The sequence below is a fragment of the Cupriavidus ulmosensis genome (genome assembly GCF_977008105.1).
Genome location: NZ_CDRMWP010000001.1, coordinates 120,027 through 145,173, shown reverse-complemented (window position 1 = coordinate 145,173; position 25,147 = coordinate 120,027). Strand labels below are relative to the sequence as shown.

The 25,147-nt window shown below is 71.5% G+C and carries 22 protein-coding genes; 1 reads left to right on the top strand and 21 read right to left on the bottom strand.

The features are described 5' to 3' along the window. Positions 1 to 22: 22 nt before the first annotated feature. Positions 23 to 754: a lipoyl(octanoyl) transferase LipB gene (gene lipB, locus ACWTPI_RS00590; RefSeq protein ID WP_020205365.1), complete on the bottom strand. Its 732-nt coding sequence runs from the start codon at positions 752 to 754 to the stop codon at positions 23 to 25. Positions 755 to 967: 213 nt separating this feature from the next. Beyond that, a complete protein-coding gene (locus ACWTPI_RS00585; RefSeq protein ID WP_454730720.1) occupies positions 968 to 1,327 on the bottom strand; it encodes a DUF2917 domain-containing protein in 360 nt (119 codons plus the stop codon). 219 nt (positions 1,328 to 1,546) lie between these two features. Between ACWTPI_RS00585 and ACWTPI_RS00580 the strand changes: the two genes are divergently transcribed. Then, on the top strand, positions 1,547 to 2,584 hold the full coding sequence (locus ACWTPI_RS00580) for a transcriptional regulator GcvA (RefSeq protein ID WP_020205363.1): 1,038 nt from the start codon (positions 1,547 to 1,549) through the stop codon (positions 2,582 to 2,584). Between the two features lie 6 nt (positions 2,585 to 2,590). Here ACWTPI_RS00580 and ACWTPI_RS00575 read toward each other — a convergent pair whose 3' ends face one another. The 19 genes from ACWTPI_RS00575 to ACWTPI_RS00485 form a co-directional block, all read right to left on the bottom strand. After that, positions 2,591 to 3,655 carry a tyrosine recombinase XerC gene (locus ACWTPI_RS00575; protein ID WP_454730719.1) on the bottom strand — a complete coding sequence of 355 codons (1,065 nt, stop codon included), beginning with the start codon at positions 3,653 to 3,655 and terminating at the stop codon, positions 2,591 to 2,593. Positions 3,656 to 3,691: 36 nt separating this feature from the next. After that, a complete protein-coding gene (locus ACWTPI_RS00570) occupies positions 3,692 to 4,360 on the bottom strand; it encodes a DUF484 family protein (protein ID WP_020205361.1) in 669 nt (222 codons plus the stop codon). 172 nt (positions 4,361 to 4,532) lie between these two features. Beyond that, positions 4,533 to 5,117 carry a cytochrome b gene (locus tag ACWTPI_RS00565; protein WP_454730718.1) on the bottom strand — a complete coding sequence of 195 codons (585 nt, stop codon included), beginning with the start codon at positions 5,115 to 5,117 and terminating at the stop codon, positions 4,533 to 4,535. A 204-nt stretch (positions 5,118 to 5,321) separates the two neighbouring features. After that, positions 5,322 to 6,683 (bottom strand): LLM class flavin-dependent oxidoreductase, encoded by a 1,362-nt coding sequence (locus ACWTPI_RS00560; protein ID WP_155888230.1) that lies wholly within the window; start codon positions 6,681 to 6,683, stop codon positions 5,322 to 5,324. Between the two features lie 50 nt (positions 6,684 to 6,733). Beyond that, positions 6,734 to 7,807, bottom strand: coding sequence for an ABC transporter ATP-binding protein (locus tag ACWTPI_RS00555; protein ID WP_454730717.1), 1,074 nt, complete (start codon positions 7,805 to 7,807; stop codon positions 6,734 to 6,736). Positions 7,808 to 7,812: 5 nt separating this feature from the next. Further along, on the bottom strand, positions 7,813 to 8,604 hold the full coding sequence (locus ACWTPI_RS00550; RefSeq protein WP_020205357.1) for an enoyl-CoA hydratase/isomerase family protein: 792 nt from the start codon (positions 8,602 to 8,604) through the stop codon (positions 7,813 to 7,815). Beyond that, positions 8,601 to 10,763: an acetate--CoA ligase family protein gene (locus tag ACWTPI_RS00545; protein ID WP_454730716.1), complete on the bottom strand. Its 2,163-nt coding sequence runs from the start codon at positions 10,761 to 10,763 to the stop codon at positions 8,601 to 8,603. Before ACWTPI_RS00545 ends, ACWTPI_RS00550 begins: the two co-directional genes overlap by 4 nt. Before the next feature lie 8 nt (positions 10,764 to 10,771). Further along, the gene (locus ACWTPI_RS00540) at positions 10,772 to 11,680 is read right to left on the bottom strand and encodes an ABC transporter permease (protein WP_059414684.1); all 909 of its coding nucleotides are present in this window, start codon (positions 11,678 to 11,680) and stop codon (positions 10,772 to 10,774) included. Then, positions 11,677 to 12,483: an ABC transporter permease gene (locus tag ACWTPI_RS00535; protein ID WP_020205354.1), complete on the bottom strand. Its 807-nt coding sequence runs from the start codon at positions 12,481 to 12,483 to the stop codon at positions 11,677 to 11,679. Before ACWTPI_RS00535 ends, ACWTPI_RS00540 begins: the two co-directional genes overlap by 4 nt. 2 nt (positions 12,484 to 12,485) lie before the next feature. Continuing rightward, positions 12,486 to 13,565: a polyamine ABC transporter substrate-binding protein gene (locus ACWTPI_RS00530; RefSeq protein WP_059414682.1), complete on the bottom strand. Its 1,080-nt coding sequence runs from the start codon at positions 13,563 to 13,565 to the stop codon at positions 12,486 to 12,488. Between the two features lie 400 nt (positions 13,566 to 13,965). Next, complete coding sequence (locus ACWTPI_RS00525; RefSeq protein WP_454730715.1) at positions 13,966 to 15,153, bottom strand: porin; 1,188 nt, start codon at positions 15,151 to 15,153, stop codon at positions 13,966 to 13,968. Positions 15,154 to 15,549: 396 nt separating this feature from the next. After that, complete coding sequence (locus ACWTPI_RS00520; protein WP_020205351.1) at positions 15,550 to 16,575, bottom strand: TauD/TfdA family dioxygenase; 1,026 nt, start codon at positions 16,573 to 16,575, stop codon at positions 15,550 to 15,552. A 35-nt stretch (positions 16,576 to 16,610) separates the two neighbouring features. Further along, positions 16,611 to 17,519: an ABC transporter permease gene (locus ACWTPI_RS00515; RefSeq protein WP_454730714.1), complete on the bottom strand. Its 909-nt coding sequence runs from the start codon at positions 17,517 to 17,519 to the stop codon at positions 16,611 to 16,613. A 2-nt stretch (positions 17,520 to 17,521) separates the two neighbouring features. Next, complete coding sequence (locus ACWTPI_RS00510; protein WP_059414678.1) at positions 17,522 to 18,472, bottom strand: ABC transporter permease; 951 nt, start codon at positions 18,470 to 18,472, stop codon at positions 17,522 to 17,524. Between the two features lie 12 nt (positions 18,473 to 18,484). After that, on the bottom strand, positions 18,485 to 19,999 hold the full coding sequence (locus ACWTPI_RS00505) for an ABC transporter substrate-binding protein (protein ID WP_059414676.1): 1,515 nt from the start codon (positions 19,997 to 19,999) through the stop codon (positions 18,485 to 18,487). Between the two features lie 53 nt (positions 20,000 to 20,052). Beyond that, positions 20,053 to 21,210 (bottom strand): ABC transporter ATP-binding protein, encoded by a 1,158-nt coding sequence (locus ACWTPI_RS00500; protein WP_454730713.1) that lies wholly within the window; start codon positions 21,208 to 21,210, stop codon positions 20,053 to 20,055. Further along, on the bottom strand, positions 21,207 to 22,307 hold the full coding sequence (locus ACWTPI_RS00495) for an ABC transporter ATP-binding protein (RefSeq protein WP_454730712.1): 1,101 nt from the start codon (positions 22,305 to 22,307) through the stop codon (positions 21,207 to 21,209). The genes ACWTPI_RS00500 and ACWTPI_RS00495 overlap by 4 nt, the downstream gene beginning before the upstream one ends. 158 nt (positions 22,308 to 22,465) lie before the next feature. After that, a complete protein-coding gene (locus ACWTPI_RS00490; protein WP_454730711.1) occupies positions 22,466 to 23,779 on the bottom strand; it encodes an NtaA/DmoA family FMN-dependent monooxygenase in 1,314 nt (437 codons plus the stop codon). Beyond that, positions 23,772 to 24,899 (bottom strand): LLM class flavin-dependent oxidoreductase, encoded by a 1,128-nt coding sequence (locus ACWTPI_RS00485; protein WP_454730710.1) that lies wholly within the window; start codon positions 24,897 to 24,899, stop codon positions 23,772 to 23,774. Before ACWTPI_RS00485 ends, ACWTPI_RS00490 begins: the two co-directional genes overlap by 8 nt. Between the last annotated feature and the right edge of the window lie 248 nt (positions 24,900 to 25,147).

The window sequence follows — 25,147 nt, the reverse complement described above, 5'->3', positions numbered from 1 at the left end:
GCGTGCATGTTCGGCTGGGTGACTAGTTGGCCAGGGCCGCGGCGGGGTTGGGGCCGGCAGCCACGGCGCGCTCGCGCGCCGCTGCCAGTACGTCGCGCAGCGCCGCCGCGAGGCGCCGCGCGATCTCGGCCTGCTGGGCCGCGCTCACGGGCAGGCGAGGCGCGCCCGCCGCATCGGCCGCCGCGTAGGTGGCGCCCGCGGTGGCCATGTCGACCGTTTCCAGGCCGGCATAGCCGCACGGGTTGATGCGCAGGAAAGGCGCGAGGTCCATCTGCACGTTGAGGCTGACGCCGTGATAGCTGCAGCCGTTGCGGATCTTGAGCCCGAGCGCGGCGATCTTGGCGCCCCGGTGCGGACCTTCGGAAAGGTAGATGCCCGGCGCGCCGGCCTTGCGTTCGGCTGCGAGATTATACGCCGCGAGCGTGTCCAGCACGGCCTGCTCGATCGCATGGACCAGCTCGCGCACCATCAGGTGGCGCCGGCGCAGGTCCAGCAGCAGGTAGGCCACGATCTGGCCCGGACCGTGATAAGTGATTTGCCCGCCACGGTCGATGCGCACCACGGGAATCGCCTCGTCGGGCGCCAGCAGGTGCGCCGGGTCGCCGGCCTGGCCGAGCGTGTAGACCGGGGGATGCTCCACCAGCCAGATCTGGTCGGGGGTTTCGGCGGTGCGGGCGGCGGTGTAGGCGCGCATCGCGTCGAAACAGGGCTGGTAGTCCTGGCGGCCCTGCTCGATGACTTGGATCGCTTGCATCCCGGCAGTTTAACGAAAATACGAAAAAGGGGCGGCCGCCACGGGCGCCGCCCCTTCCCGCTGCCGGGTCTTGCGGCGGGTCTTGCCACCGGGTCTTGCCGCGGGCCAGGTCAGGCCGGCCCGCCGTCCCGGGTGTCGCGCGAGTGCACCAGCCGCAGGTGGCCGCGCGCGCGGCCGGGCGGGGCGTCTTCCGCCCCGCCCGGGTGCCGCGGGTCAGGAAGCCGTGATCTGGTCCTGGTTGGGCGTCCATTCGGTCCCTCGAACCAGGCGCCGCGCCATGCGCGCCACCAGGCGCGCCACGTTGGCGGTCGGCCGGCGGGCCTCGGCGATCAGGGCCAGGCGCACCGGCCCGGCGGCGCGCGGATCGATGCTCAGGACGATCTCGTCGCCGCGCTCGAGCAGCATGCTGCCGCCGCAGCGCAGCCAGTGGTCCTCGGAGTCGCCTTCGCGGGTGACCCACAGGTCGATGCCGGCGGCCTCTTCCACGCGCAGGCGCTGGGCGACGTGGATGGAAAGCGAGGTGACTTCGCCCGGGCTCAGGGTGAACAGGGTCGTTGTGAGCAATGTTTTCATGTTGGGCATCCTTCACTGACATCGGCGCCTCTGCGTCCCCGCCGGCCCGGAATGGGCGGCCGCGTCGTGCGCTTGCCCGTCGGGCGCAGCGTCTGCTTCAGCGGAACTGGTGCGGGGTGGAGTACCGATGCATTGCATTCTAGTGATTGCCGAAGCCCTTCCAAAACGATATATTTTCCCGGTTCTTGTTAGAGAAACTCACATAAGGCGAGGCCGGTCATGGCGTTGAAGCGAGCTTGGGAGAATGATCTGCCGCGCGGCTGGCACCGCGAACTGCCGCGCCTGCCGGCGCTGACCGCGCTGCGCGCGTTCGAGGCCGCGGCCCGCCACGAGAGCTTTTCGCGCGCGGCCACCGAGCTGTTCGTCACCCACGGCGCGGTCAGCCACCAGATCCGCGCGCTCGAGGAAGAGCTCGGGCAGCCGCTGTTCGAGCGCAACGGCAAGCGCGTGAGCCTCACGCCGGGCGGGCGCGCCTACGCCATGCGCGTGCGCGAGGCGCTGCTGGAGATCGCCGACGCGACCCGCGCGCTGCAGGCCGGCAACCGCGACAAGCGCCTCACCATCAGCACCATGCCCTCGTTCGCGGCGCGCTGGCTCACGCCGCGCATCGGCAGCTTCATCGAGCAGCATCCCGAGCTGGACGTGGAGCTGCTGTCGTCCAACAGCCTGGTCGATTTCACGCGCGAGGAGGTGGACATCGCGCTGCGCATGGGCAGCGGCGACTATCCCGGCCTGTACGTGGAAAAGCTGCTCGACGACGTGTTCTTCCCGGTCTGCAGCCCGGCCTTCAACGGCGGCAGGCTGCCGGCGCGCCCGCGCGACATGGCCGGCATGCCGCTGCTGCGCGGCGAAGGCGACCCGTGGAAACCGTGGTTCGACGCGGCCGGCCTGGACTGGCCCGAGCCGCGCAAGGGCCTGCTGCTGGAGGATTCCTCGCTGTTGCTGCAGGCCGCCGCCGCCGGCCAGGGCATCGCACTGATCCGCTCCTCGCTGGCCTACAACGACCTGCTGTCGGGGCGCGTGGTGCGGCTGTTCGACGTCAGCATCACGTGCCCGTGGCTGCTCTACTTCGTGTGTTCGCCCGGCATGCTCGAGGCGCCCAAGGTGAAGGCCTTCCGCGCGTGGCTGCTGCCGGAGATGGAAGCGTTCCGCGCCATCCTGGCACAGTGGGGAGACAAGGCGGACAAAGCGGCGGACAAGGCAGCGGACAAGACGGCGGACAAGGCCGGCACCAGGGACAAGACCGACGCGCCCTAGCCGCGCTCAGCCGCCGCCCGGTTCCGCGTCCGCGTCGGGATCGGCGGAAGCGGCCGGCGCGGGCGCGGCCTGTGCCCTGCCCGCGCGCGGATGCGCCTTGTCGTAGACCTTGGCCAGGTGCTGGAAATCGAGCGCGGTGTAGATCTGCGTGGTGGCCACGCTGGCGTGGCCCAGCATTTCCTGCACCGCGCGCAGGTCGCCCGAGGACTGCAGCACGTGGGTGGCGAACGAATGCCGCAGCATGTGCGGATGCACGTCGGCCGGCACGCCGGCGCGGATGGCCTGCTGCTTGATGCGCAACTGCACCGTGCGCGCCGGCAGGCGCCGCCCGCGCGGGTTCAGGAACAGCGCATGCGCGTCCTCCGGCGGCGCGCCCGGGCGCAGCATCTGCGCGCGCACCGCCAGCCACGCGCGCAGCGCCTCCATCGCCTTGCTGCCGACCGGCACCGTGCGCCGGCGCGAACCCTTGCCGATCACCGTGACCTCGGCGCCGTCCATGTCGATCCAGCCGGCCGAGCGGTATTCGCCGTCCTCGGCGTAGCGCTGGTCGAGCTGCACCAGCTCGGACAGGCGCAGGCCGCTGGAATAGAACAGTTCATGGACGGCGCGGTCGCGCACGTCCTCCGCGCCCTCGCCGCCCTGGTACGAGACCAGCGCCACCGCGTGCTCCACCGACAGCGCCTTGGGCAGCCGGTGGCCCGACCTCGGCGCGCGCACGCCGTCGACCGGGTTGGCCTGCACGCCGAGGCCGTGGCGCGCCGCCCACAGGTAGAAGCCGCGCCACGCCGACAGCGCGCGCGCGATGCTGGTGCCGGCCAGCCCGCCGCCGTGCAGGCGCGCGGCAAAGCCGCGGATATGATGGTTCTGCAGCGACAGCAGCGCGCAGCCCGGCGCGAAGCGCTGCGCGTATTCCTGCAGCACGGAGAGATCGCGGCCGTAGCTGGAAAGCGTGTGGGCCGCCAGCTTGCGCCCGCTGGCCAGCCATTCGAGATAGCGCAGCACCAGCGGGTCCGGCGCCGGCTTCGCGGCCGGCGGCGCGATGGCCGCCCCGGGCGCGGCCTTGCGCGTCACGGCGCGGCTCCGGTGCGCTCGCGGGACACGGCGGCGTCAGTCGCGCAGGCGGTTGAGCGCGGCGCCCGCCACCTCGCCGATCTGCGCGAGGTAGGCGGTGCCCATGCCTTCATGGAAGCGCCGCGCCTCGGGCGAGCCCAGCACCAGCAGGCCGAACGCCGCGCCGAGCGTGCCCGGCTCGCGCGACGGCACGCGCAGCGTCACCATCGCCAGCGAGGCAATGTCGTCGCGCTCCAGCCAGGCCGCCGCCTCGAAGCCGCTGTTGGGCCCGCAGTACGGCGCGCGCAGGCCCTCGGCAAACAGGCGCACGTCCTCGCTCACGCCCTGCGTGACCTCCATGTGCGCGTAGCCTTCGGCCACGTGCCACAGCTTGAGCGCCACCACGGGCACCTCGAACACCTGCTGCAGGCCATCCTGCACCGCATACGGCAGCGCGTGCGAATCCACCTCGGCCAGCAGGCGCAACTGCCACGCATGCATGCGCTGCTGCGTGCGGTCGTTGTCGTGGCCGTGGCGCACCAGGTCCGCCAGCTTCAGCTCCAGGCCCTTGTTCTTCTCGCGCAGGATTTCCATCTGGCGCTCCTGCAGCGACACCGCGCGGTGGCTGTGCGGGCTGGTGAGCTGCACGGAGGCCAGCAGCTCGGCGTGGTCTTCGAAGAACTGGGGATTGGTCTGCAGGAAAGTGACGACGTCTTGGGCGTTCATTGGCTTCAACCGGGATGTTTGGCAGGCAGTGTAGCAAACACAAAGCCGGCCAACCCGGGCGCATGCCGAATTCCGGGCGGGCGCCCGGAGCAGGCGCGGCGGGCCGCGCCGGTGCGCCGCGCCGCGCCGGACCAGATCGCGCGTGCGGTCGCGTGTGCGGCGCGCCGCGCCGCTAGCCCTTGCTCCCCGGCATCATGGCCGCCATGACCGAATCCTTGTCGATGAAGCGGTGTTTGAGCGCGGCCAGGACATGCCCGGCGACCAGCGCGCCGCAGCACCACGCGGTCAGGACGTGGACCGTCCCGGCCAGGTCCTGCCGGGCCGCGTCGGGCGCCGCCAGCGGCGGCAGCGGCAGCAGGCCGAGGAACTGCACGGCGCGGCCCGACACCGAGCTCCAGTACCAGCCCGACAGCGGCAGCACGATCAGGGCCACGGCGTAGAGGACGAAATGCCCGAGGTGGGCCGCGCGCTGCATCGGCATGCTCATGCTGGCCGGCATGGCGGGCGCCGGATGCGTGAGCCGCCATGCCACGCGGATCACGATCAGGAACAGCAGGCTGGTGGCGACGGCCTTGTGCAGCGCGGTCAGGCCATGCTGCGGATTCAGCGCGGGCACGTGGGCGGCCACCATGCCGATGCCCCAGCTTGCCAGCCATATCAGCGCCATCAGCCAGTGGAGCGCCTGCGCGGTGCGGGTATAGGCCCCGCCGGTGCGGGCCAGTTGCGGTTTGGTGTGTCTGGTCTTCAAGCTGTCCACTCTCCCGGGATGCCGCGGCCGCCGGCAAACCCGGCGCAAGCGGCGCATCCGGTGAAAGTACCGCGGCGCGGCGGCTTGAGGAATCAGACCATTCGCAATCTGCGCCGCGGGCGGGCCAGTCCTTGACGCACGTCAATGCCCACCACAGGACGACAGGGCCACGGGGCCGCGCGCATCGGCCGCCCCGCCCCCGCGCGCCGCCGCTCAGGCTTCGGCCTGCGCCGCGTAGCGGCTGGCCGGCCGCGCCAGGCCGAGGTTGTCGCGCAGGGTCTTGCCCTCGTATTCGGTGCGAAACAGGCCGCGCTCCTGCAGGACGGGAATGACTTCGGCGACGAATTCGTCGAGGCCGTCGGGCAGGTACGGCGGCTGGATCAGGAAGCCGTCGACGCCGTAGGCTTCGAACCAGGCCTGCATCTCGTCGGCGATCTGCGCGCCGGTGCCGATCACCGTGCGCTGGCCGCGCGCGCCGGCGAAGCGCTCGTAGAGCTGGCGGATGGTCAGGTTCTCGTTGCGCGCCCAGCCCAGCACGTTCTTGAACTGGGTCTGCCCGCCTTCGGTGTGCATGGTGTCGAGCTCGGCCGGCAGCGGGCCGTCCGGATCGCAGCCCGACAGGTCATAGCCGCCCAGCGCGTTCGACAGGACCTCGAAGCCCACGTCGGGATGGATCAGCGATTGCAGGTACTCGTGCTTTTCCTGCGCTTCCCGGGTCGTGCGGCCGACCACCGGATTGAGCCCCGGCATGATCTTGAGCTGGTCCGGCGTGCGCCCGAACCTGGCCATGCGGCTCTTGACGTCCTGGTAGAACGACTGCGCGGCATCGAGCGTGTGCAGCGGCGTGAACACCGCCTCGCACAGCCGGGCGGCCAGTTCGCGCCCCGGCGGCGAGCCGCCGGCCTGGAACAGCACCGGATGGCCCTGCGGCGGGCGCGCGGCGTTGAGCGGCCCCCTGACCGAGAAGAACTCGCCCTCGTGGCCGAGCGTGTGGACCTTGTCCGGGTCGAAGTAGCGGCCGCTGGCGCGGTCGCGCACGAAGGCGTCGTCGTCCCAGCTATCCCACAGGCCGAGCACCACTTCGGCGAACTCCACGGCGCGGCCGTAGCGCTCGTCGTGCGCGTAGTCCACGCGGCCGAAGTTCGCCGCCGCCGCCGCGCCGCCCGACGTGACCACGTTCCAGCCGGCCCGGCCGCCGCTGATGTGGTCGAGCGAGGCATAGGCGCGGGCCACGTTGTAGGGCGCGCTGTAGCTGGTCGACGCGGTGGCCACCAGCCCCAGGTGCTCGGTCACGGCGGCGATCGCCGACAGCAGCGTGAGCGGCTCGAAGTAGACGGCGTACTGCGGCCAGCGGCTGAGCGCTTCCCGCGAGGCATCGCGCACGGCCAGGCTGTCGGCCAGGAACATCAGGTCGAACTTGCCGCGCTCGGCGGTCTGCGCCAGCTTGACGTAATGCTGGAAGTTGGTGCCGGCGTCGATCTGCGAGCCGGGGTGCATCCACGCGGCCACGTGATGGCCCGTGGGATGGAAGAAGGCGCCCAGCTTCATCTGGTCTGGGCGTTGGTTCGAACGCATGGAGATCCTCTTGGTGGTTTCGTGGTTGTACCCGCGAGCGGGCGGTTGTCTCAGTGGGTCGCCGCCGGCGGAATCGGCCAGGTGCTCTCCGGGGTCCACCACAGCGGAATCGAGGCGCCCTCGCCGGCCGAGGCCAGCGCGGACACCGGCGCGCGCACGCGCAGCTCGCGCCCGCCGTGCTGGGCGATGACCAGCAGGCCCGAGCCCATGTTCAGCACGCTGCTGACCCGCGCCACCAGCGTGTTCGCCACCGCGCCCTCGGGCGGCTGGCCGATGTGGATGTCCTCGGGCCGCACCAGCAGGCAGGCCTGGCCCGACCGGTCCGCCGCCAGCGGCCGCGACGCGCGGACCGTGAAGCCGCCCTCGGCCAGCAGCTCGCCGGGCGACGCGCCGGGCCGGCCGTCGAAGATGTTGCTGTCGCCGATGAAGGTGGCCGCGAAGCGGCTGGCCGGATGCGCGTACACGTCCAGCGGCGTGCCGACCTGCTCGATGCGCCCGTGGTTGAACACCACGATGCGGTCGGACAGCGTCATGGCCTCGCTCTGGTCGTGGGTCACGTAGAGCGTGGTGATGCCGACCTGCTGGTGGATGCGCCGCAGCTCGATCTGCATCTGCTCGCGCATGTTCTTGTCGAGCGCGCTGAGCGGCTCGTCGAGCAGCAGCAGCTTGGGCTCGTAGACCAGCGCGCGCGCCAGCGCCACGCGCTGCTGCTGCCCGCCGGAGAGCTGCTTGGGCTTGCGGTCCGCCTTGTCGGCCAGCCCGACCAGGGCCAGCACGCGCTTGACGGCCGCGTCGATGGCGGCGGCCGGGCGCCGCCGCACCTTGAGCGGGAAGGCCACGTTCTCGGCGATGCTCAGGTGCGGGAACAGCGCATAGCTCTGGAACACCATGCCGATGTCGCGCCGGTTGGAGGGCACGTTCTCGACATGCTGGCCGCCGAGCAGGATGCTGCCTTCGCTCGGTTCCTCGAAACCGGCGATCATCATCAGCGTGGAAGTCTTGCCGGAGCCGCTGGGGCCGAGCAGGCTGACGAACTCGCCGTCCTGCACTTCCAGCGCGGCATCGATCACGGCCTGCACCGCGCCGTAGCGCTTCGATACGCCTACTAGCTGCAAATGTGACATCGGATTCAGTTCCTTAATAATTCGTCGCGATAGCGGATGTATTCCTTGAAGCCGCGCTGCGCGACCCCGGCCTGGTAGGCCGCGCGGGCGCGCGAGTCCGGCTCGTAGAGCGGGATGATTTCCTCGCAGCCCGCGCGCAGCGCGTCGAGGAAGCCGGCGATCTCCATGCCGCCGTTGATCGAGCGCTTGAGCGCGGCGGCGCCGTCCGGATGCAGATGGGCGAGCGGGCGCACCGCGTCGAGCACGGCCTCGGCGAACCCTTCGTCGGGCAGCACCTCCGTCACCATGCCCCACGCCAGCGCGGTGCGGGCATCGAGGTTCTTGCCGTAGAACAGCAGCTGCTTGGCGCGGCGGATGCCGACCACCCACGGCAGGATGGTGACGGACGCCGGGTTCCAGTAGCGGATCTCCGGCTCGCCGAAGACCGAGCGCTCCGACGCGAAGATGAAGTCGCACAGGTTGGCGAGGATGCAGCCGGCGCCCAGCGCGTAGCCGTCCACCGCCGCCACCACCGGCTTGCGCGCGTGCCACACGGCCAGGAAGCTCTCCAGGTTGGCGCGCAGCCGCGCGCCGGCCTCGCCCGCGGCGCCGCCCGCGGTCATGTCGAAGCCGGTGGAAAACGCGCGCCCGGTGCCGCGGATGACGATGGCCGCGACGGACCGGTCCAGGTCCGCGGCGCGGACCCGCGCCGCCATCTCGGCCAGCATGCCCGCGTCGAGCGCGTTGAGCTTGTGGGGCTTGTTGAGCGTGAGGACGAGCAGCGGCCCCCGCGTTTCGGCAAGGAGGGTATCGGTCATGAGCGGGGCGCGCCGGTTGCGATCAGCGCGTCGAGAATCACGGGTTGGTCAGCCCCGGCCACCAGCCGCACGGGGTTGAGTTCGATCAGCGACAGCCGCCCGGCCGCCGCCACGTAGAGGTCGCCGATGGTCTCGGCCAGGCGCGCGAGCGCGGCGACGCCGCCGAACAGGTCGCCGGAACGGCTCGCCAGGAAGCGGCCGATGGCGCTGTCGGCCAGCCGCGCTGCCACCTCGCCTGCGCGCGGCGGCAGCGGCACGGCGACGACGTCGCGCACCACCTCCAGCAGGAAGCCGCCCAGGCCGATCACCAGCATCGGGCCGCATTCGGGATCGGTGCTGGCCGCCACGAACAGGTCGATGCCGGCCGCGGTCATGCCTTCGACCAGCAGCGGCGCGTCGACGCATTGCGGGAAGTGCCGCGCCAGCCGGTCGCGCATCAGCGCGGCGGCGCGCTCAACCGCGCCGGCATCGGCGAGGTCGAGCTGCAGCAGGCCGTAGGGCGTGCGGTGCGGGATGCGGTCGTCGATGACCTTGAGCGCGACCGGAAAGCCGATCTCGCCGGCGATGGCGGCCGGCGCGTCGCCGGCGCCCGCCAGCGCGCCGCGCGGCGTGGGCAGGCCGCACGCGCGCAGGAACGCCTTGGCGCGCGCTTCGTTGAGCCAGCCTTCGCTGCGCGGCAACTGGCCGAACACGTCGGGCACACCGGGCACACCGGACATGCCGGGCACGGCCGCCGGCGCGCGCGCCGGGCGCGCCACCGCCGCGCGCCACGCGGCCGCGTGGCCGATCGCGCGCAGCGCGGGCTCGATGCCGCTCAATTGCGCCGCGCCGTGCGCGGCGAGCCGCTCGGCATATTCGCGCCGGAACAGGCCGGCGCGCGAGCTGAGCAGGTAGAACGGCTTGTCGGCGGTCGCGGCGACGTCGAGCAGCGCGTCGACGTAGCGGGTCGGGCGCGTCGGCTGGCCGTCCAGGGTGTCCGTGACCAGCGCCACGGCGCCGTGGTCGGGCGACGCCGCGAACGCCGCCAGCCCGGCGCGCAGGTTGGTTTCGAAATCGCCGTTGCCCCACGCATCGACCGGATTGCCCGGCCCGGACACCGGCCCGATGACCTCTGCCAGTGGCGCGAGGCTCGCCGGCGGCATCGGCGGCAACTCGACGCCGGCGCGCGCGGCGGTGTCGAGCGCGTACTCCACGTGCCCGCCCGACGGGCTGACGATGCCGATGCCCGGCGCGGCCGGCAGCCTGGCCGCGCGCAGGCAGACGATGGTCTCGGTCAGCTCCTCGAGCGTGGCCGCCTCGATGCAGCCGTGGCGGGCCAGCAGTGCCGAGAACACGCGCGCGTCGCCGGCGATGCCGCCGGTGTGCCCCAGCGCCGCGGCGCGGCTCTGCGCGGTCTTGCCGACCTTGAGCACCACCACCGGCTTGCCGCGCGCGCGGGCGTGGTCGAGCGCCGCCAGGAAGCGGTCCATGTCGCGCACGGCCTCGAGGAACAGCGCGATGACCCGCGTGGCCGGATCGTCGGCCAGCGCGGCGAGATAGTCGGCGGCGGTGAGCACCGCCTCGGCGCCGGTGGAGATGACGTGGCTGTAGCCGAAGCGGCGCACGTCGGTCAGCAGGCCGATCGCCATCGACCCGCTCTGCGTGATGAGGCCGACGTCGCCGCCGACCGCCGCCGCGTCGAGCAGCTCGCCCAGGTACAGGGTCGAGCGCGTGGCCGGGTTGAGTATGCCCATGCAGTCCGGGCCGCAGAACGCGATGCCGGCGCGCGCGCAGGCCTCCACGATGACGTCGAGCGAAGCGCGCCCGTCGTGCGCGGTGCGGCCGACGCCGCTGGCGTAGGACACCACGCCCCTCACGCCGGCCCCGGCAGCGTCGAGCACGGCCGCCGCCACGCGTTCGGGCGCGACGCACAGCACCGCCACGTCGGGCACCTTGCCGCGCGCGGCCAGCGCCGCCAGCGAAGGCGCGCAGTCGCGGCCCAGGGCCTCGCTGCGGCCCGGGTTGACGGCGTGGATCTCGCCGGCGAAGCCGAGCGCCCGCAGCGAGGCGAAGATCCGCTGCGACGGGCCGGGCCGGTCGGACGCGCCGACGATGGCGATGCTGCGCGGCGCCAGCAGCGGGGTCAGGTCGGGCTGCGCCCTGTCTGCCGAATGATCCACCGTGCGCCTCATTCCGTGATCCGCTCGAGGCCGACCAGCCGGTCGTAGAGCGCCAGCATCGCCATGATGGCGGCGAGCAGCACCATCGACAGCGCCGACGCCGTGCCGAAATCGAGCAGCGTCTCGACCTCGTTGGAGATCAGGCTGGCGATCATCATGTCGTGCGGCGAGCCCAGCAGCGTCGGCGTGACGTAGAAGCCGATGCAGAAGATGAACACCAGCAGCGAGCCGCTGACGACGCCCGGCAGCGACAGCGGCGCGACCACGCTCCAGAACGTCTGCCGCCGGCTCGCGCCCAGGCTGTGCGCGGCGCGGATCAGGTTGACGTCGAGCTTGGACATCACCACGTAGAGCGTGAGCACCATGTAGGGCAGCAGGATGTGCGTCATGGCGATCAGCGACGCCGCCGTGGTGAACAGCAGCACCGGCGGCGGGTCGAAGCCCAGCCACCTGGCCACCTCGGTGTACGGCCCGCGGTTGCCCAGGATCACGGTCCACGCGAAGGTCCTGACCAGGAAGCTGATCCAGAAGCACAGCCCGGTGACGGCCAGCAGCGAGGCCGCCACCAGCCCGCCCTTGCGCGCCATGTAGTGCGCCAGCGGATACCCGAGCAGCAGGCACAGCACGGTGACGGACAGCGCCACCAGCACGGTGCGCAGGTAGACCGTCAGGTAGATCGGGTCGGTGAAGATGTGGCGGTAGTTCTCCAGGCTGAGTTCCGGATCAGAGATGCTGGTCCAGAACGTGTTGGCCAGCGGCACGCCGAACGTGGCGAGCAGGTAGGCCAGCGCGGGCAGCAGCAGCAGCCACGTCGGGATGCCGCGCGGCAGACGCCGCGCGCGCGCGGCGGCCCCGCTGCGCGCGCGCGCGGACACCGGGGCGACGGCGGAGACTTGTTGGGCGTTGGGTGTGGTCATCGGCTGGCCTCCGCCGCCTGGCGGCGTCGTGACAGGAACGTCAGCACCACCATCACGGTCAGTGCGATGGCGATCATGAAGGTGGAAGCGACGGCGATCACCGGATCGGCGTCCAGGTTGATGCTCGAGAACATGCGCCTGGGCAGGGTCGAGACCTCGCGGCTGGAGATGAACAGCGCGATCGTCGCTTCGTCGAACGAATGGATGAAGGCGAAGAATGCCGCGATCAGGAACGCCGGGCGCAGCAGCGGGAACGTCACCAGCATGAAGGTCTGCGCCTGCGTCGCGCCGCAGATCGCCGCGGCGCGCTCCAGGTTGCGGTCCAGGTTGCGCAGCGACGCCGACATCGCGGTCAGCACCACCGGGATCGAGATGCAGGTATGGGCGAGGATCACCCCGAGGTAGGTCTGGTTCAGGCCCACCACGCCGAACACCGAGTAGTAGCTGATCGCCATGATGATGCTGGGCACCAGCATCGGCAGCAGCAGGATGATCTGCAGCGCGCGCCGCGCGCCGAACTCGCGCCGGCACACGGCGAACGCCGCGGGCGTGGCCACCAGCAGCGTGACGATGCTCGACGCCACCGCGATCAGGAAGCTGTTCAGCGTGGGCCGCAGCCAGTCCGCGGTGAAGTAGGCGCGGTAGTGTCCGAGCCAGTAGCTCGGCGGCGGGAACTCGAACGAATGCGCCGAGCTGAACGACATCGGCACCACGATCAGCAGGGGCGCGAGAATGAAGATGGCGACACCCAGCGCGACGATGGCATTCGCCGCGCTGGGACGCTCGAGGGCGTTGGCGCTCATGGTTATTGCTGGAGCCAGCGCTGGAAGCGCCGCTCGGCCTGCGTCATGAGGTCGCCCATGCCGCGCGCGTCGAACTCGATCGCGCCGCTGGCGTAGGCGGGATTGGTCGGCATGTTCCTGGCCTGCTCGGGCGTCACGTACTTGAAGGCGGCCGGGTTGAGCGGGCCGTAGGCGCCGTCGACGCAGAAGCCCGCGTTGTTCTTCGGCTCGAGCGCGAACTTGAGGAACTCCCAGGCGAACTCGGCGCGCGGCGTGCCGCGCGACACGATCCAGTAGGTGCGGTCCATGGTGAACTCGTTCCACACGATCTCCACCGGCGCGCCGGTCTTGCGCAGGGCCACGCCGTGGGCATGCCAGACCGAGGCCATGTTCACCTCGCCGTCGCCGAGCAGCTCGCGGATCTGCGGGCCGGTGGTCCACCACACGCGCGTGCTCTGCTTGATCTTGTCGAGGCTGCGGAAGGCGCGGTCGAGGTCGATCGGGTAGAGCTTATCGCGCGGCACGCCGTCGGCCAGCAGCGCGAACACGATGGTCTGCGACAGCTCGCGGCCCAGCGAGCGCGGGCCGGGAAACTTGCCGACGTTCCAGAAGTCCTGCCAGGTCTTGATCGAGCCGGGCGCGTAGCGGGTGGTGTTGAAGCAGATGTTGGTGGAGTAGGCGTGGTTGCCGACGCCGTGCTCGAGGATCTGGCCGGCGGGCACCGTGTCGCGCCCGAAGATGCCGTAGTTGATCGGCTCGAGCAGGTTCTGCTTCATCGCCTGCACCACGTTGGGCGCGCCGACGGTCTGGATGTCGAACTCGTAGACGCCGGTGCGGGCCTGCAGCGCTAGCTTGGCGAACGACGCGCCGGGCGCGCTCTTGATCTCGATCCCGGTCTTCCTGGTAAACGGGTCGAAGAGGTTCTTGCGCGCGGCGGCTTCCCAGGAGCCGCCCTGCGAGTTGACGTAGAGCACCTTCGGCTGGGCGCGCACGATCGCCGGCATGGCGAGCGCGGCAGTGGCGGCCGCGCCGGCGCGCAGCACCTGGCGGCGCGTGGCGCCGTGGGCGGGGGTGCCGTGGTTGTCCGTGGTTTGGTTCGACATCGAGATAGCGGGTCCGGTTGTTGTTGAGTGGCTTCAGCGGGGAAAGCGCTGACGAGCGATGCAAGCGGCGGGGGCGCCGGGCGCAATGAAAACGATGAGGACAGGCGGATGGATCAAAGCAATTGATATGCCAATTTCCGGCGGAAAAGCCGTATCGCGCGCTTCCTGATAAAAATATGGTGTACCACGCAATTGCCTTGCGCCAGAGCGCGCGCCGAGGCGCCAGCCGCGCCCGGGCGCGGCGCCGGCACCGCGCGCGCCGCACGATGCCGGTGCCTTGTCGCAGGGCACGCTGCACTCCGATCAGGCATGGGAGGTGCACCACATGACGTCGCCGGCACGCCGGCGCACGGTAACGGGCACGCGGCGGCCGCTGCCGCGCCGCCGCGCGCCGCCGGTGCTAGAAGCGGTGGCGCATGCCGATCAGGCCGATCAGCTGGTGGTTGCTGGTCGACGCCGTGGCGCCGGTGATCGCCGCCACCGCGCGGCCGCCCGACGCGTCGGTCCCGCCGGCGTGCTGGTAGAACGCGTTGGCGAACAGGTCGGTGCGCTTGGACAGGAAATAGTCCGCGCCGAGATTGACCTGGTGGTACACCGCGCTGTCCAGGTTGTCGGCATTGCTGTTGTGCGTGTAGGTGTAGGCCACGCCCAGTTGCAGCGCCGGCGTGAGCTGGTACGTGAAGTTGCCTTCGACGATGTCGAACACGGCCGTGCCGCGGAAGCGGCTCTGCGCGGCGCTCAGGTTGGCGACCGCCACCTCGCCCAGGTTGCGAAAGCGCGTGTTGGTGTAGGTCACGGCGAGCCTGGCCGGGCCGCGCTCGTAGGCCGCCGCCGCGGCGAAGATCTGCTGGGTCTTGGCCGACGCGTAACCGGAGATGGCGGCGTTGGTGATGTTGTTGTTCACCGCGCTGTCGCTGGCCTTGTTGCCGAAGAACGAGAAGTTGGGGCGGTCGACCTGGTTGTACGCCGCGGCCAGCGAGAACGGCCCGGAGGCATAGTCCGCGCCGAACGACCAGGTCTGGTTCTGCGAGACGCTGCCGGGCGCGCCGCCGAAGCTGTAGTTCGCGCCGAAACGCATGCCGCCGAAGGTCGGGCTCAGGTACTTGATCGCGCTGTTGATGCGGTTGAAGTTGTCCAGCGCGTCGACGTCGCCCACGTGGGTGCCGTAGCCGATGCCGGACGCGGCCCACGTGCCGCCGGACGTGAACGGGCTGATGAAGTCGTACTGGGTGGTCGCCTGGCGGCCGAGCGAGACCGCGCCCGCGCGGGTGGAGGACAGGCCGACGTAGGCGCCGCGCCCGAACAGCGTGCCGCCCTGCCCGCTGGTGCCGTTGATCGAGCTGAAGCCGCTTTCCAGGCGGAAGAACGCCTGCGTGCCGCCGCCGAGATCCTCGGTGCCGCGCAGCCCCCAGCGCGAGCCCGAGGCGTTGCCGCTGGTCAGCAGGTACTGCTTGGAGCCCTTGGCGTTCGAGTTGTAGGTCAGGCCGGCATCGACGATGCCGTAGAGCGTGACCGAGCTGGTCTGCGCATGCGCCCCGGACAGGCCGCCCAGCGTGGTGGCGGCGGCAATCAGTATCGTTTTTTTCATGGCTCATTTCCTGAAGGTAAGGTGGTACGAAAAGGACGGGCACGCATGCCTCTCCGTGCGGCGCCATGCCCGTGATGCGAACAACAAATGAAGCAAACGAAACCGGGCGCCGGCCGTGTGCGTCCCGGCCCGCCGCGGGCGGCAGGCCAGGAGACGGACACGGCGATTGCCCGTGACGAACAGAAAGCGCCGCCGGCAGACAGCACGTGGCGAACCGCCGCGCAGGCGCGAGCGCTCCCCGCCGTGGCCGCGCGATGGCGCCACGAGCTGGCTGGCAATGCTTTCTGGTACGTGCCCGGGACCGCCCGCCCCGCCGCCGCGAACGCCCGCGAGGTCAGGCGCGGGCGCCCGCGGCGCCGGGGAAGCGGTCTGCGCCGTCGGACGACGGCCGCGCGCTCAGGTCTGTGTCGAGACCACAGCGCCGCGTTCGTGCAGGACGTAGTTGCCGTCCTCGCCGAACAGGCTGGAGATGGGCCACGGCTGGTGGAAACGCAGCCACAGCCGCAGCATGTGGCGCTGCTGATGCCGCTCCGGTCCGTTGACGAAGCCGGTGCGGGAATGCAGCATGGTCAGGTTGTTGCAGAAGGCGATGTCGCCCGGCGCCATCGTGAAGTCGACGCGCAGGTCCTCGCGCTGCGTCAGCGCATCGAAGAAGTCGAGCGCCTCGCGCTCCAGCGGCGTCAGCGGCACGCCGCGCTTCTCGGCGCCGGCGTTGATCTGGTTGCGGATGTAGCGGCAGCGGATCACGCCGTTCTCGTGGCCGAACACGGGCAGCGGCAGCGCCGACACGCCCTTGCCGGTGAGGGCCTCCTCGCGGCGGATGTAGTAGAAGCCGTTGTAGAGCAGGCCCAGGTATTCCGGGTGCTCGGCGAGGATGATGTTGTAGATCGACAGCGCGCTGACGTAGCTGCTGCGCCCGCCCGACAGGCCCTGGCGCAGGCACATCAGGCCGAGCAGGTCGGCGCGGTCGGTGTGGAACGGCAGGTAGGCGCTGGTCTCGTAGCCGCGCACGTCGATGCGGCCGTATTCGCGGCCCTGGTCGAACACGTGGCCGAGCAGGTCGCCCTTCGGGTTCTGGCCGAGCGGCTCGCCCAGGTACAGGCCGATCCCCCAGTAGATCATGCAGACCTCTTCGTCGCTGAAGCCGGCGATGTCCAGGCCGCGCAGCAGCACGATGCCCATGCCGTCGCGCACCTCGGCGGCGAGGGCGGCGAGCCGCTCGCGCAGCGCGCCGAGCGGGAAGTCGCGCTGCTGCCAGTGCAGCATCGGCACGCCGCCGGCCTGCGCGTGGCGCAGCGCCGCGGCGATCTCGTCCTGCTCCGCGCCGCTCAGCCACCACTGCCAGCTCTCGCTGTCGATCAGGTCGGCACGGCGCCACGCCTGCGGGGTGGCGACGGGCTGCGTCCAGACTGTTGCCTGCATTTCGGTTCTCCGTTCTGGTAAGGGGGATCTGGAAGTCATCGGCGCCGGGTGTCCAGCGCGTCGCGCAGCCCGTCTCCGAAGACGTTCAGCGAGATGACGAGCACGAAAATCATGGCGCCCGGCGCGATCGCCATCCACGGCGCCGTGGTCATGTATTGCTGGGCCGCGTTGAGCGTGCTGCCCCACGACGGCGCGGGCGGCTGCTGCCCGAGGCCGAGGAACGACAGCGAGGCCTCGGCGATGACGGCCGCGGCGGCGGTGATGCTGGCCTGCACGAACAGCGGCGGCAGCATGTTGGGCAGGATGTGGCGCAGCGCGATGCGCAGCGGCGAGGCGCCCACGGCGCGCGCGGCCTCCACGTAGTCCTCGGCGCGGATCGTCATGGCCGCGGCGCGCGCCAGGCGCAGGAACGTGGGCAGCGCCGCCACGCCGATGGCGAGGATCGAATTGCGCAGGTCCGGCCCGAGGAAGGCGGCCAGCGCGATGGCCACGATCAGGAACGGTACCGCCAGCATCGCGTCGGTCACGCGCATCACGAGCATGTCGAGCCAGCCGCCCGCGTAGCCGCACGCCACGCCCAGCGGCACGCTCACGGCGCACGCCACCAGCACCGGCAGGAAACCCGCCAGCAGCGACGCGCGCGCGCCCCAGATCAGCCGCGACAGCACGTCGCGCCCGACCTCGTCGGTGCCGAGCAGGTGCAGCGCGGAGGGCGCCTTGCGGATCATCAGGAAATCGGATTGCAGCGGATCGTAGGGCGCCAGGAACGGCGCCAGCACGGCGGCCAGCACGAACAGCAGGATGGCGGCGCCGGCCAGCACGCTCGACGGCCTGTGCAGCAGGCGCCGGCCGGCCGAGCGCAGGCGGCTCTGCGGGCGGCTCTGCGGGCGACTTTTCCGGCGGACCGCGGCCGGGCGCGGCAGTTGCGGGGCGATGGTCGGCATCGTCAGGTCCTCAGGCGCGGGTTGATGACGAAATACAGGACGTCGGCGAGCAGGCTCGCGGCGATGAACATGACCGAGGACACCAGCACCAGCCCCTGCACCACCTGGTAGTCGCGGTTGAGCACGCTGTCCACCAGCAGCTTGCCGAAGCCGGGGATCGAGAACACCTGCTCGGTCAGCACGGCGCCGGCCAGCAGTTGCCCGAACTCGATCGCGCCCAGCGTCACCACCGGCATCAGCGCGTTGCGCAGCGCGTGGCGCAGCACCACGCGCCATTCGCTCAGCCCCTTGGCGCGCGCGGTGCGGACGTAGTCGGCCTGCAGCGCGTCCAGCATGGCGCTGCGCATGTGGCGCATCAGCACGCCGGCGATGCCGGTGCCCAGCACGATCGACGGCAGCACGAAGCCCATCACGCTGCGCACCGGGTCCTCGCGGAACGGCACGTAGCCGGACGCGGGAAACCAGTTCAGGTGCACCGAGAACGCCAGCACCAGCAGGATGCCGAGCCAGAAATGCGGGATCGAGATGCCGGTCAGCGCGAGGCCGCTGGCCACCGCGTCGCCGAGCCGGCCCTTGCGCGTGGCGGCGACGATGCCCAGCGGAATGCCGATGGCCAGCGCGATCGCCATCGACGCCAGCGCCAGCTGCAGCGTGATGCCGAGCTTGCCGGCCAGCAGCTCGCTCACGCCGATGTCGTTGCGCATGGACACGCCGAGGTAGCCGTGCAGCGCGCCGGCCAGCCAGCGTCCGTACTGGACGTAGACCGGCAGGTCCAGGCCGTACTTGTGGCGGATCTCGTCGAGCATCCGCGCGTCCACCGCCTCGCCGCCGGCGAGCGCGAGCGCGGGGTCGCCGGGCAGCATGCGCTGCAGCAGGAAGATCAGCGTCGACAGGATCAGCACGGTCGGCAGCGCCAGCGCGATGCGGCGGCCGATGAACAGGAGGAATCTCATGGCCGTGCGTTCCTAGGGCTGGAGCCGGATGCCCTTGACCCGGATGGTGCTGTCCGGGTGCGGCACGAAGCCCGACACCTTGGTGCTCAGCCCGGTGAAGGTGCGGCGATGCCACAGCACCGACACCGGATAGTCGGTGGCCAGTATCGCGTTGACCTGGCGGTAGAGGCGCTCGCGCTCGCCGTCGCTGGTCGCCTCGCGGGCCTGCACCATGACCTTGTCGAGCTCGGGGTCGCAGAACTTCGAGTCGTTCTGCGGCCCGCTGCAGGCGATGTGCGCGTAGATGTTGCCGTCCGGATGCGGGCGCCCGCTCCAGAAGTTGAAGATCGCGTCGAAGTCGCCGCGGCGGGCGTTCTGCAGCATGACCGCGTCTTCCTGGGTCTCGATCTTCATGGTGATGCCGGCCTCCGCCAGCATCGCCTGGATCATCTGCGCGGCCTCCTGGCGCTCGCGCTCGGGCGGCACCAGCAGCGAGAACGCCAGGCGCGGCACGCCGGCCTCCTGCAACAGCCGGCGCGCCGCGGCGACGTCGCGCGCGGGCACCGGATGGGCCTTGTCGTAGTAGCGGCTGTTCGGATTGACGAACTGGTTGCCGGCCAGGTACTGGTCGTTGAAGAGCGCCTTGACCAGGACCCTGCGGTCGATCGCCAGGTCCACCGCGCGCCGCACGCGCACGTCGCGGAAGGTGGCGGCGCGCGCGCCGTTGCCGCTGTTGTAGCGGATGTAGTGGTAGCCGAGGTCGGACGCCGACACGATCTTCGCGCGCGCGTCGCCGGCGAGCTGCGGCAGGTCGGCCGGCGTGAGCCGCTCGGCGATCTGGATCTGCCCCGAGCGCAGCGACGACAGCCGCACGGTGGAATCGCTGATGGGCAGGTATTCGATGCGGTCCGGATCGCCCTTGGTCTGGGCGGCGTCCCAGTAATCGGTGAACTTCTCCACCACGATGCGGCCCTGCGGCACGCGCTCGACGAAGCGGTATTCGCCGGCGCACACCGGCTGCGAGCCGAAGCGGTCGCCCAGGCGCTGCGCGGCCTGCGGCGCGACCATCATGCCGGCGCGCTCGGCCAGGCCGAACAGCAGCAGGTTGGCCTGCGGCGCCTTGAGCACGAAGCGCACGGTGGCCGCGTCGACCACGTCGACGTGGTCGACCATGCTCAGCTCGGTGCGGCGCAGCGAGCCCGGCAACTGCATGTGGCGGCCGATGTTGTAGCGCACGGCCTGCGCGTCGAGGGGCTCGCCGTCGTGGAACTTCACGCCGGGGCGCAGCTTGAGCGTGACGGACAGGCCGTCCTTGGCGATCTCGTAGCCGGCGGCGAGCTGCGGCGTGAGCGTCAGGTCGGTCTTGACGTCGAACAGCTTGTCGCACAGCGCGGTCAGCGGCTGGCGGCCGGTGGCGAGGCGGTTGAGCGTGGGGTCGAGCGTGTCCGGGTCCTCGTTCAGGCCGATCCGCAGCACGCCCTGGGCGGCGGCGTGGCCCGCCAGGCAGGCGGCGAGCGTGAGGAAGAGAAGAGACGGGAGCTTGCGCATGGGATGTCGGGGGTGGCGGGTTGGATGGGGGCGGTGACGGGTGAGGTGGCGGGTCAGGCGGGCGTGGCGGGCATCACGGGCGTGGCGGGCGTGGCAGGCGTGACGGGCTGGCGGAACCGCTCGAGCAGGCGCGCGAGCCGCGGCGCCGGCGGCTGCGTCAGCGACGGGCTCAGCCCCTGCCACGGCGGCAGCTCGCGCCAGTGATGGCAGGCGCAGCCGTGGCCGGACTCGTCCGCCGCCAGCTCGGGCGCGCTGCGCCGGCACAGCTCGGTCGCGAACGCGCAGCGGGGATGGAAGCTGCAGCCCGGCGGCGGATCGAGCGGGCTGGGCAGGTCGCCGCCGAGCACCATGCGCGGGCGCTGGCCGGCTTCCAGCGCCGGCACGGCATCCAGCAGCGCGCGCGTGTACGGGTGGCGCGGCGCGCCGAACAGCGCGCCGGTGGGCGCCGTCTCGACCAGCCGGCCGAGGTACATCACCGCCACGCGGTGGGCGACGTGGCGCACCGCCATCAGGTCGTGCGAGATGAACAGCATGCCGACGTCGGTCTGCCGCTGCAGCGCGCGCAGCAGGTTGAGCACCTGCGCCTGGACCGACACGTCGAGCGCCGAGACCGGCTCGTCGCACACGATCAGCTGCGGCTCCAGCGCGAGCGCGCGGGCGATGCCGATGCGCTGGCGCTGGCCGCCCGAGAATTCGTGGGGATAGCGGTCCATGTGCGAGGCGTTCAGGCCGACCATCGCCAGCAGCTCCGCCACGCGCCGCTCGATGCCCGAGCGCAGGTCGACGCGGTGCACCACCAGCGGCTCGCCCACGAGTTCGCGCACGGTCATGCTGGGATTGAGCGAGCTGAACGGGTCCTGGAACACCAGCTGGATGTCGCGCCGGTGGTTGTGCATCTCGGCGCGGCCGAGCCGGGTCAGGTCCGTGCCGCGGAATGCCACCGAGCCGGCGCTGGCATCCATGAGGCGCAGGATGAGCCGGCTGACGGTGGACTTGCCGCAGCCGCTCTCGCCGACCAGGCCCAGCGTCTCGCCGGCGGCGATGTCGAACGAGACGCCGTCGACCGCGGCGACGCGGCCGCGCCGGCCGAACAGGCCGCCCGCGTTGTAGTGCTTCTTCAGGCCGCGCACGCGCAGCAGGGGCGCCTCGGCGGCGGGCGTGGCGGGCATGGTGGCCGTGGTGGTCATTGCATCCGGCGCGGCAGGATTCATGGCGTGTCTCCGAGCGGCGCCGCGTGGCAGGCCGCGCGATGGCCGGGGAACAGTTGCCGCGGCGCGGGCGCCGCGGTGTCGCAGTCGGGCAGCGCGAACGGGCAGCGCGGGCGGAACGCGCAGCCCGCGCCGAGCGTGCGCAGGTCGGGCACGCTGCCGCCGATGGCGACCAGCGGCTGGTCGCCCGGCTCGGCGCGCGGCACCGCGCCCAGCAGGCCGACCGTGTACGGGTGCTCGGGATGCGCCATCACGCGGTGCGCCGGGCCGTGCTCCACGACGCGCCCGGCGTACATGACCGCGATGTCGTCGGCCAGCCCGGCCACCAGCCCGAGGTTGTGCGAGATCAGCACGATGGCGGTGCCGCGCTCCTGCCGGATCTCGTGCAGCAGCTCGACGATCTGCGCCTGCACGGTGACGTCGAGCGCCGTGGTGGGCTCGTCGGCGATCAGCAGCCGCGGGTTGCAGGCCAGCGCCATCGCGATCATCACGCGCTGGCGCATGCCGCCCGACAGGCGGTGCGGATAGTCGTCGAAGCGCCGCTCGGCGGACGGAATGTGGACCTGCCGGAGCAGCTCGACGGCGCGGCGGCGGGCCTCGCGCCTGTCGACCGCTTCGTGGGCGGTGATCGACTCGGCGATCTGGTCGCCGATGGTGAAGGCCGGGTTCAGCGACGACATCGGGTCCTGGAAGATCATCGCGATCGCGCGGCCGCGCCGCAGCCGCCGCTGCGCGGCGGACATGGCCAGCAGGTCCTGCCCTTCGAACTCGATGCGCCCGGCGGTGATGCGCGCGGCCGGCTGCGGCAGCAGGCCCATGACGGCGAGCGAGGTCACGCTCTTGCCGCTGCCGGACTCGCCCACGATGCCGAGGCAGCGGCCCGCGTGCAGCTCGAGGCTGACGCCGCGCAGCGCGGGAACGGCGGCGGCGCCGGCGCCGAACGCGACCGACAGGTCGCGGATGCTCAGGATCGGCGCCGCGGCGGCCTGCCACGCGCGCGGCGCGTCGGCTTCGGCGGCTCCGGCGGCTTGGTTCGTGTCGGTCGCGCCCTGCGGCGCGGCCGCGGCGCGCGGCCTCATCATGCGGATGCTCGCGCTCATGCCGGCATCCGGTCAGGTGCGGGCGGGGGGACTATCGTCATGCCAGTGGCTCCGGGGCTGGGAGAACATGGACTTGCGGGGACGAGGCCGGCCGCCTGCGGCGCGGCCTCGTCGGCACCTGGCCGATACATTGCCGGCCAGGCGCCGGGGACGGACGGTTATGCGGGCACGTGCGCCAGCATGCGCTGGAAGCGCCCCGGCGACGGACGGTCCAGGCCGAGGTGCTCGCGCAGCGTCGACCCTTCGTAGTCCTCGCGGAACACGCCGCGCCGCTGCAGCTCCGGCACGACCTGCTCCACGAACACCGTGAGCTGCTCGGGGAAATACGGCGGCATGATGTTGAAGCCGTCGCAGGCGCCTTCGCGCAGCCAGCGCTCCATCAGGTCGGCCAGCTGCTCCGGCGTGCCCACGAAGCCGTGGTGGGCGCGCGAGCGGGCGATCAGCCGCGCGCTGTCGGCGATGGTGAGCTTCTGGCGTGCGGCGGTGGTGAGCAGCATGTCGGCGTTGGCGGTCGGCTTCTTCACCGCGCGGATCGTCTCGACCGGCAGCAGTTCGTCGGGCTGGCGGTCGTACAGCGGGAAGCCGAGGTTTTCGCTCAGCATCCACACCCCCACTTCGGGATGCACGAGATCGGCCAGCTCGCGCTCCAGGCGCAGCGCCTCCGCCTCGGTCGCGCCGATCAGCGGCGACAGCCCGGGCATGATCACGACCTCGTCCGGGCGCCGGCCGTAGCGCGCCATGCGCGCATGCGTGGACAGGCGGAATTCGCGCGCCTGGGCCAGGTCGGTCTGCGCGGTGAACACCGCCTCGGCCACCAGCGCGGCGAACTCCAGGCCCGGCGGCGAGCCGCCCGCCTGCACCAGCACCGGCCAGCCCTGCACCGGGCGCGGCACCGGCAGCGCGCCGGCGACGGTGAAGCTCTCGCCGCGATGGTCGATCGGGCGGGCCGGCGCGGCAGGTGAGTCGCCGCGGCTGTCCCACAGCGCGGTGCACACGTCGACGAACTCGCGGCCGCGCACGTAGCGGTCGGCCTTGGGCATGGCCTGCTGCCGGCTGAAGTTCAGCGAGGCGCGGTCCTCCCACGTGGTGACGACGTTCCAGCCGGCGCGTCCCGCGCTCAGGTGGTCGAGCGTGGCGAACTTGCCGGCGATGGCGAACGGCTCGTGGTACGTCGTCGACAGCGTGCCGACCAGCCCCAGCTTGTCCGTGACCGACGACAGCGTGGACAGCAGCGAGACCGGATCGAGATTCGACACCGCCTGGCGGCCGAAGAAGCGGCCGTCCTTCTCGCGGGTAAACAGCGTGTCGCCGACGAAGAACAGGTCGAACTTGCCGCGCTCGGCGAGCTGCGCCGCGGTGCGGTAGAAGTCGAGCCCGGTCACGCCCGCGGCGGGCGTCGACGGATGGCGCCAGCCGGCGATGTGGTGGCCGCCGGGATAGATGAACAGACCCAGGTGCAGTTGCCTAGCCATGAACGGAGACCTCGGAGAAGCGGTTGGAAGGGCGCGCGAGGGCGAGGCGGTCGCGCAGCGTGGCGGCCGGCTGCGCGGCATCCGCCGGCGGGCGCCCCGCGAGGCAGGGAGCGACCTCGCTGGCGAAGCGCTCCAGATCGTCGGGCAGCACCGCCGGCGCGATGTGGAAGCCGTCGCAGATGCCCGCCGCGTACCACGAATCCATCAGTTCGCGCAGGCGCGCGGCGCTGCCCGCGAAGCGGTAGCCGGGCATGGCCGGCGCCGTCGGCGGCGCCAGCGCGTCGAGATGCGCCATGCGCTGCGCCGCGGCCTCGTCGGAATCGGCCAGCACCACGGACAGCGTGGCCAGCACGCGCGGCGCGCCGTCGGGCCGGCCCTGCCGCCGCGCCGGCGCGCGCAGGTCGCCGCGCAGCGACGCGAGCGCTTCCGGCGAAGCGCAATCGGCCAGGAACACGTCGCCGAACCGGGCCGCCAGCGCAAGGCCGGGCGCGGACGCATCGTCGAACGCCATGACGGGATGGCCCTGCACCGGCCGCACCGCGGTCAGCGGACCGCGCACGCCGAAGTACGCGCCGGCATGATGGATCGGGTGGATGCGGGCCGAATCGGCGAACAGGCCGGCTTCCTTGTCGGCCAGCACCGCGCCGTCTTCCCAGCTATCCCACAGCTTGGCGAGGACCTCCAGATATTCGCCGGCGCGCGCGTAGTGCGCGTCGCGCGAGAGCGGCGGCGCATGGGCGAAGGCGGCGTCGCCGCCCTCGCGCCAGCGCAGGTCGCACAGCAGCGCGGTGCGCCCGGCCGACAGGCCGTCGAGCACCGAGAACGCGCGGGCGGTGTGGAACGGCTCGGTGTGCGCGAGCGCCACCGCGGCGCCAAGGCCGATGCGCGGCACCTGCGCGATCAGGGAGCCGAGCAGCGGCGTGGTGTCGGGCGCCAGCGCGACGGGCGCGCCTTCGGCGGATGCGGCGGACGTGAAGAACACGCAGTCGAACGCGCACGACTGCGCGCGCCGCACCACGTCGGCATAGCGCGGGAAACCCGACGACGAAGCCGCCAGGGTCGATACCCGCCGTGCTGCGGGATGATGGCCGTACTCGGCGATCGACAGGGTTAGGTCCATAAGTCCGGATAGCGTTGTTTGCGGGGAAATGGCGACACCGTGCTTCGTCGAAGGAATCTCAACGCAAAAGGCGTGCCAATACGTGGTGTGCCACGTAAATCCCGGCGGCGATTGGCGCGCGCGCGCGCCGCGGCGCATATCCGGCGGTTTCGGCGGGTCCCCGGCGCGATCTTCCGCCAGAAGCGTGGTGCACCACATGAATGCGATGCGCCACCTGGACCCGGATCATCGTTGTGCGGGCGCACTTC

What these genes read in the sequence shown, in the direction of transcription:
- ACWTPI_RS00570 (WP_020205361.1), bottom strand. Translation starts at nt 4,360, where the DNA reads ATGAACGCCCAAGACGTCGTCACTTTCCTGCAGACCAATCCCCAGTTC.
- ACWTPI_RS00495 (WP_454730712.1), bottom strand. Translation starts at nt 22,307, where the DNA reads ATGAGCGCGAGCATCCGCATGATGAGGCCGCGCGCCGCGGCCGCGCCG.
- ACWTPI_RS00540 (WP_059414684.1), bottom strand. Translation starts at nt 11,680, where the DNA reads ATGACCACACCCAACGCCCAACAAGTCTCCGCCGTCGCCCCGGTGTCC.
- ACWTPI_RS00490 (WP_454730711.1), bottom strand. Translation starts at nt 23,779, where the DNA reads ATGGCTAGGCAACTGCACCTGGGTCTGTTCATCTATCCCGGCGGCCAC.
- ACWTPI_RS00515 (WP_454730714.1), bottom strand. Translation starts at nt 17,519, where the DNA reads ATGCCGACCATCGCCCCGCAACTGCCGCGCCCGGCCGCGGTCCGCCGG.
- ACWTPI_RS00485 (WP_454730710.1), bottom strand. Translation starts at nt 24,899, where the DNA reads ATGGACCTAACCCTGTCGATCGCCGAGTACGGCCATCATCCCGCAGCA.
- ACWTPI_RS00520 (WP_020205351.1), bottom strand. Translation starts at nt 16,575, where the DNA reads ATGCAGGCAACAGTCTGGACGCAGCCCGTCGCCACCCCGCAGGCGTGG.
- ACWTPI_RS00555 (WP_454730717.1), bottom strand. Translation starts at nt 7,807, where the DNA reads ATGTCACATTTGCAGCTAGTAGGCGTATCGAAGCGCTACGGCGCGGTG.
- ACWTPI_RS00580 (WP_020205363.1), top strand. Translation starts at nt 1,547, where the DNA reads ATGGCGTTGAAGCGAGCTTGGGAGAATGATCTGCCGCGCGGCTGGCAC.
- ACWTPI_RS00560 (WP_155888230.1), bottom strand. Translation starts at nt 6,683, where the DNA reads ATGCGTTCGAACCAACGCCCAGACCAGATGAAGCTGGGCGCCTTCTTC.
- ACWTPI_RS00505 (WP_059414676.1), bottom strand. Translation starts at nt 19,999, where the DNA reads ATGCGCAAGCTCCCGTCTCTTCTCTTCCTCACGCTCGCCGCCTGCCTG.
- ACWTPI_RS00550 (WP_020205357.1), bottom strand. Translation starts at nt 8,604, where the DNA reads ATGACCGATACCCTCCTTGCCGAAACGCGGGGGCCGCTGCTCGTCCTC.
- lipB (WP_020205365.1), bottom strand. Translation starts at nt 754, where the DNA reads ATGCAAGCGATCCAAGTCATCGAGCAGGGCCGCCAGGACTACCAGCCC.
- ACWTPI_RS00525 (WP_454730715.1), bottom strand. Translation starts at nt 15,153, where the DNA reads ATGAAAAAAACGATACTGATTGCCGCCGCCACCACGCTGGGCGGCCTG.
- ACWTPI_RS00535 (WP_020205354.1), bottom strand. Translation starts at nt 12,483, where the DNA reads ATGAGCGCCAACGCCCTCGAGCGTCCCAGCGCGGCGAATGCCATCGTC.
- ACWTPI_RS00530 (WP_059414682.1), bottom strand. Translation starts at nt 13,565, where the DNA reads ATGTCGAACCAAACCACGGACAACCACGGCACCCCCGCCCACGGCGCC.
- ACWTPI_RS00500 (WP_454730713.1), bottom strand. Translation starts at nt 21,210, where the DNA reads ATGAATCCTGCCGCGCCGGATGCAATGACCACCACGGCCACCATGCCC.
- ACWTPI_RS00585 (WP_454730720.1), bottom strand. Translation starts at nt 1,327, where the DNA reads ATGAAAACATTGCTCACAACGACCCTGTTCACCCTGAGCCCGGGCGAA.
- ACWTPI_RS00510 (WP_059414678.1), bottom strand. Translation starts at nt 18,472, where the DNA reads ATGAGATTCCTCCTGTTCATCGGCCGCCGCATCGCGCTGGCGCTGCCG.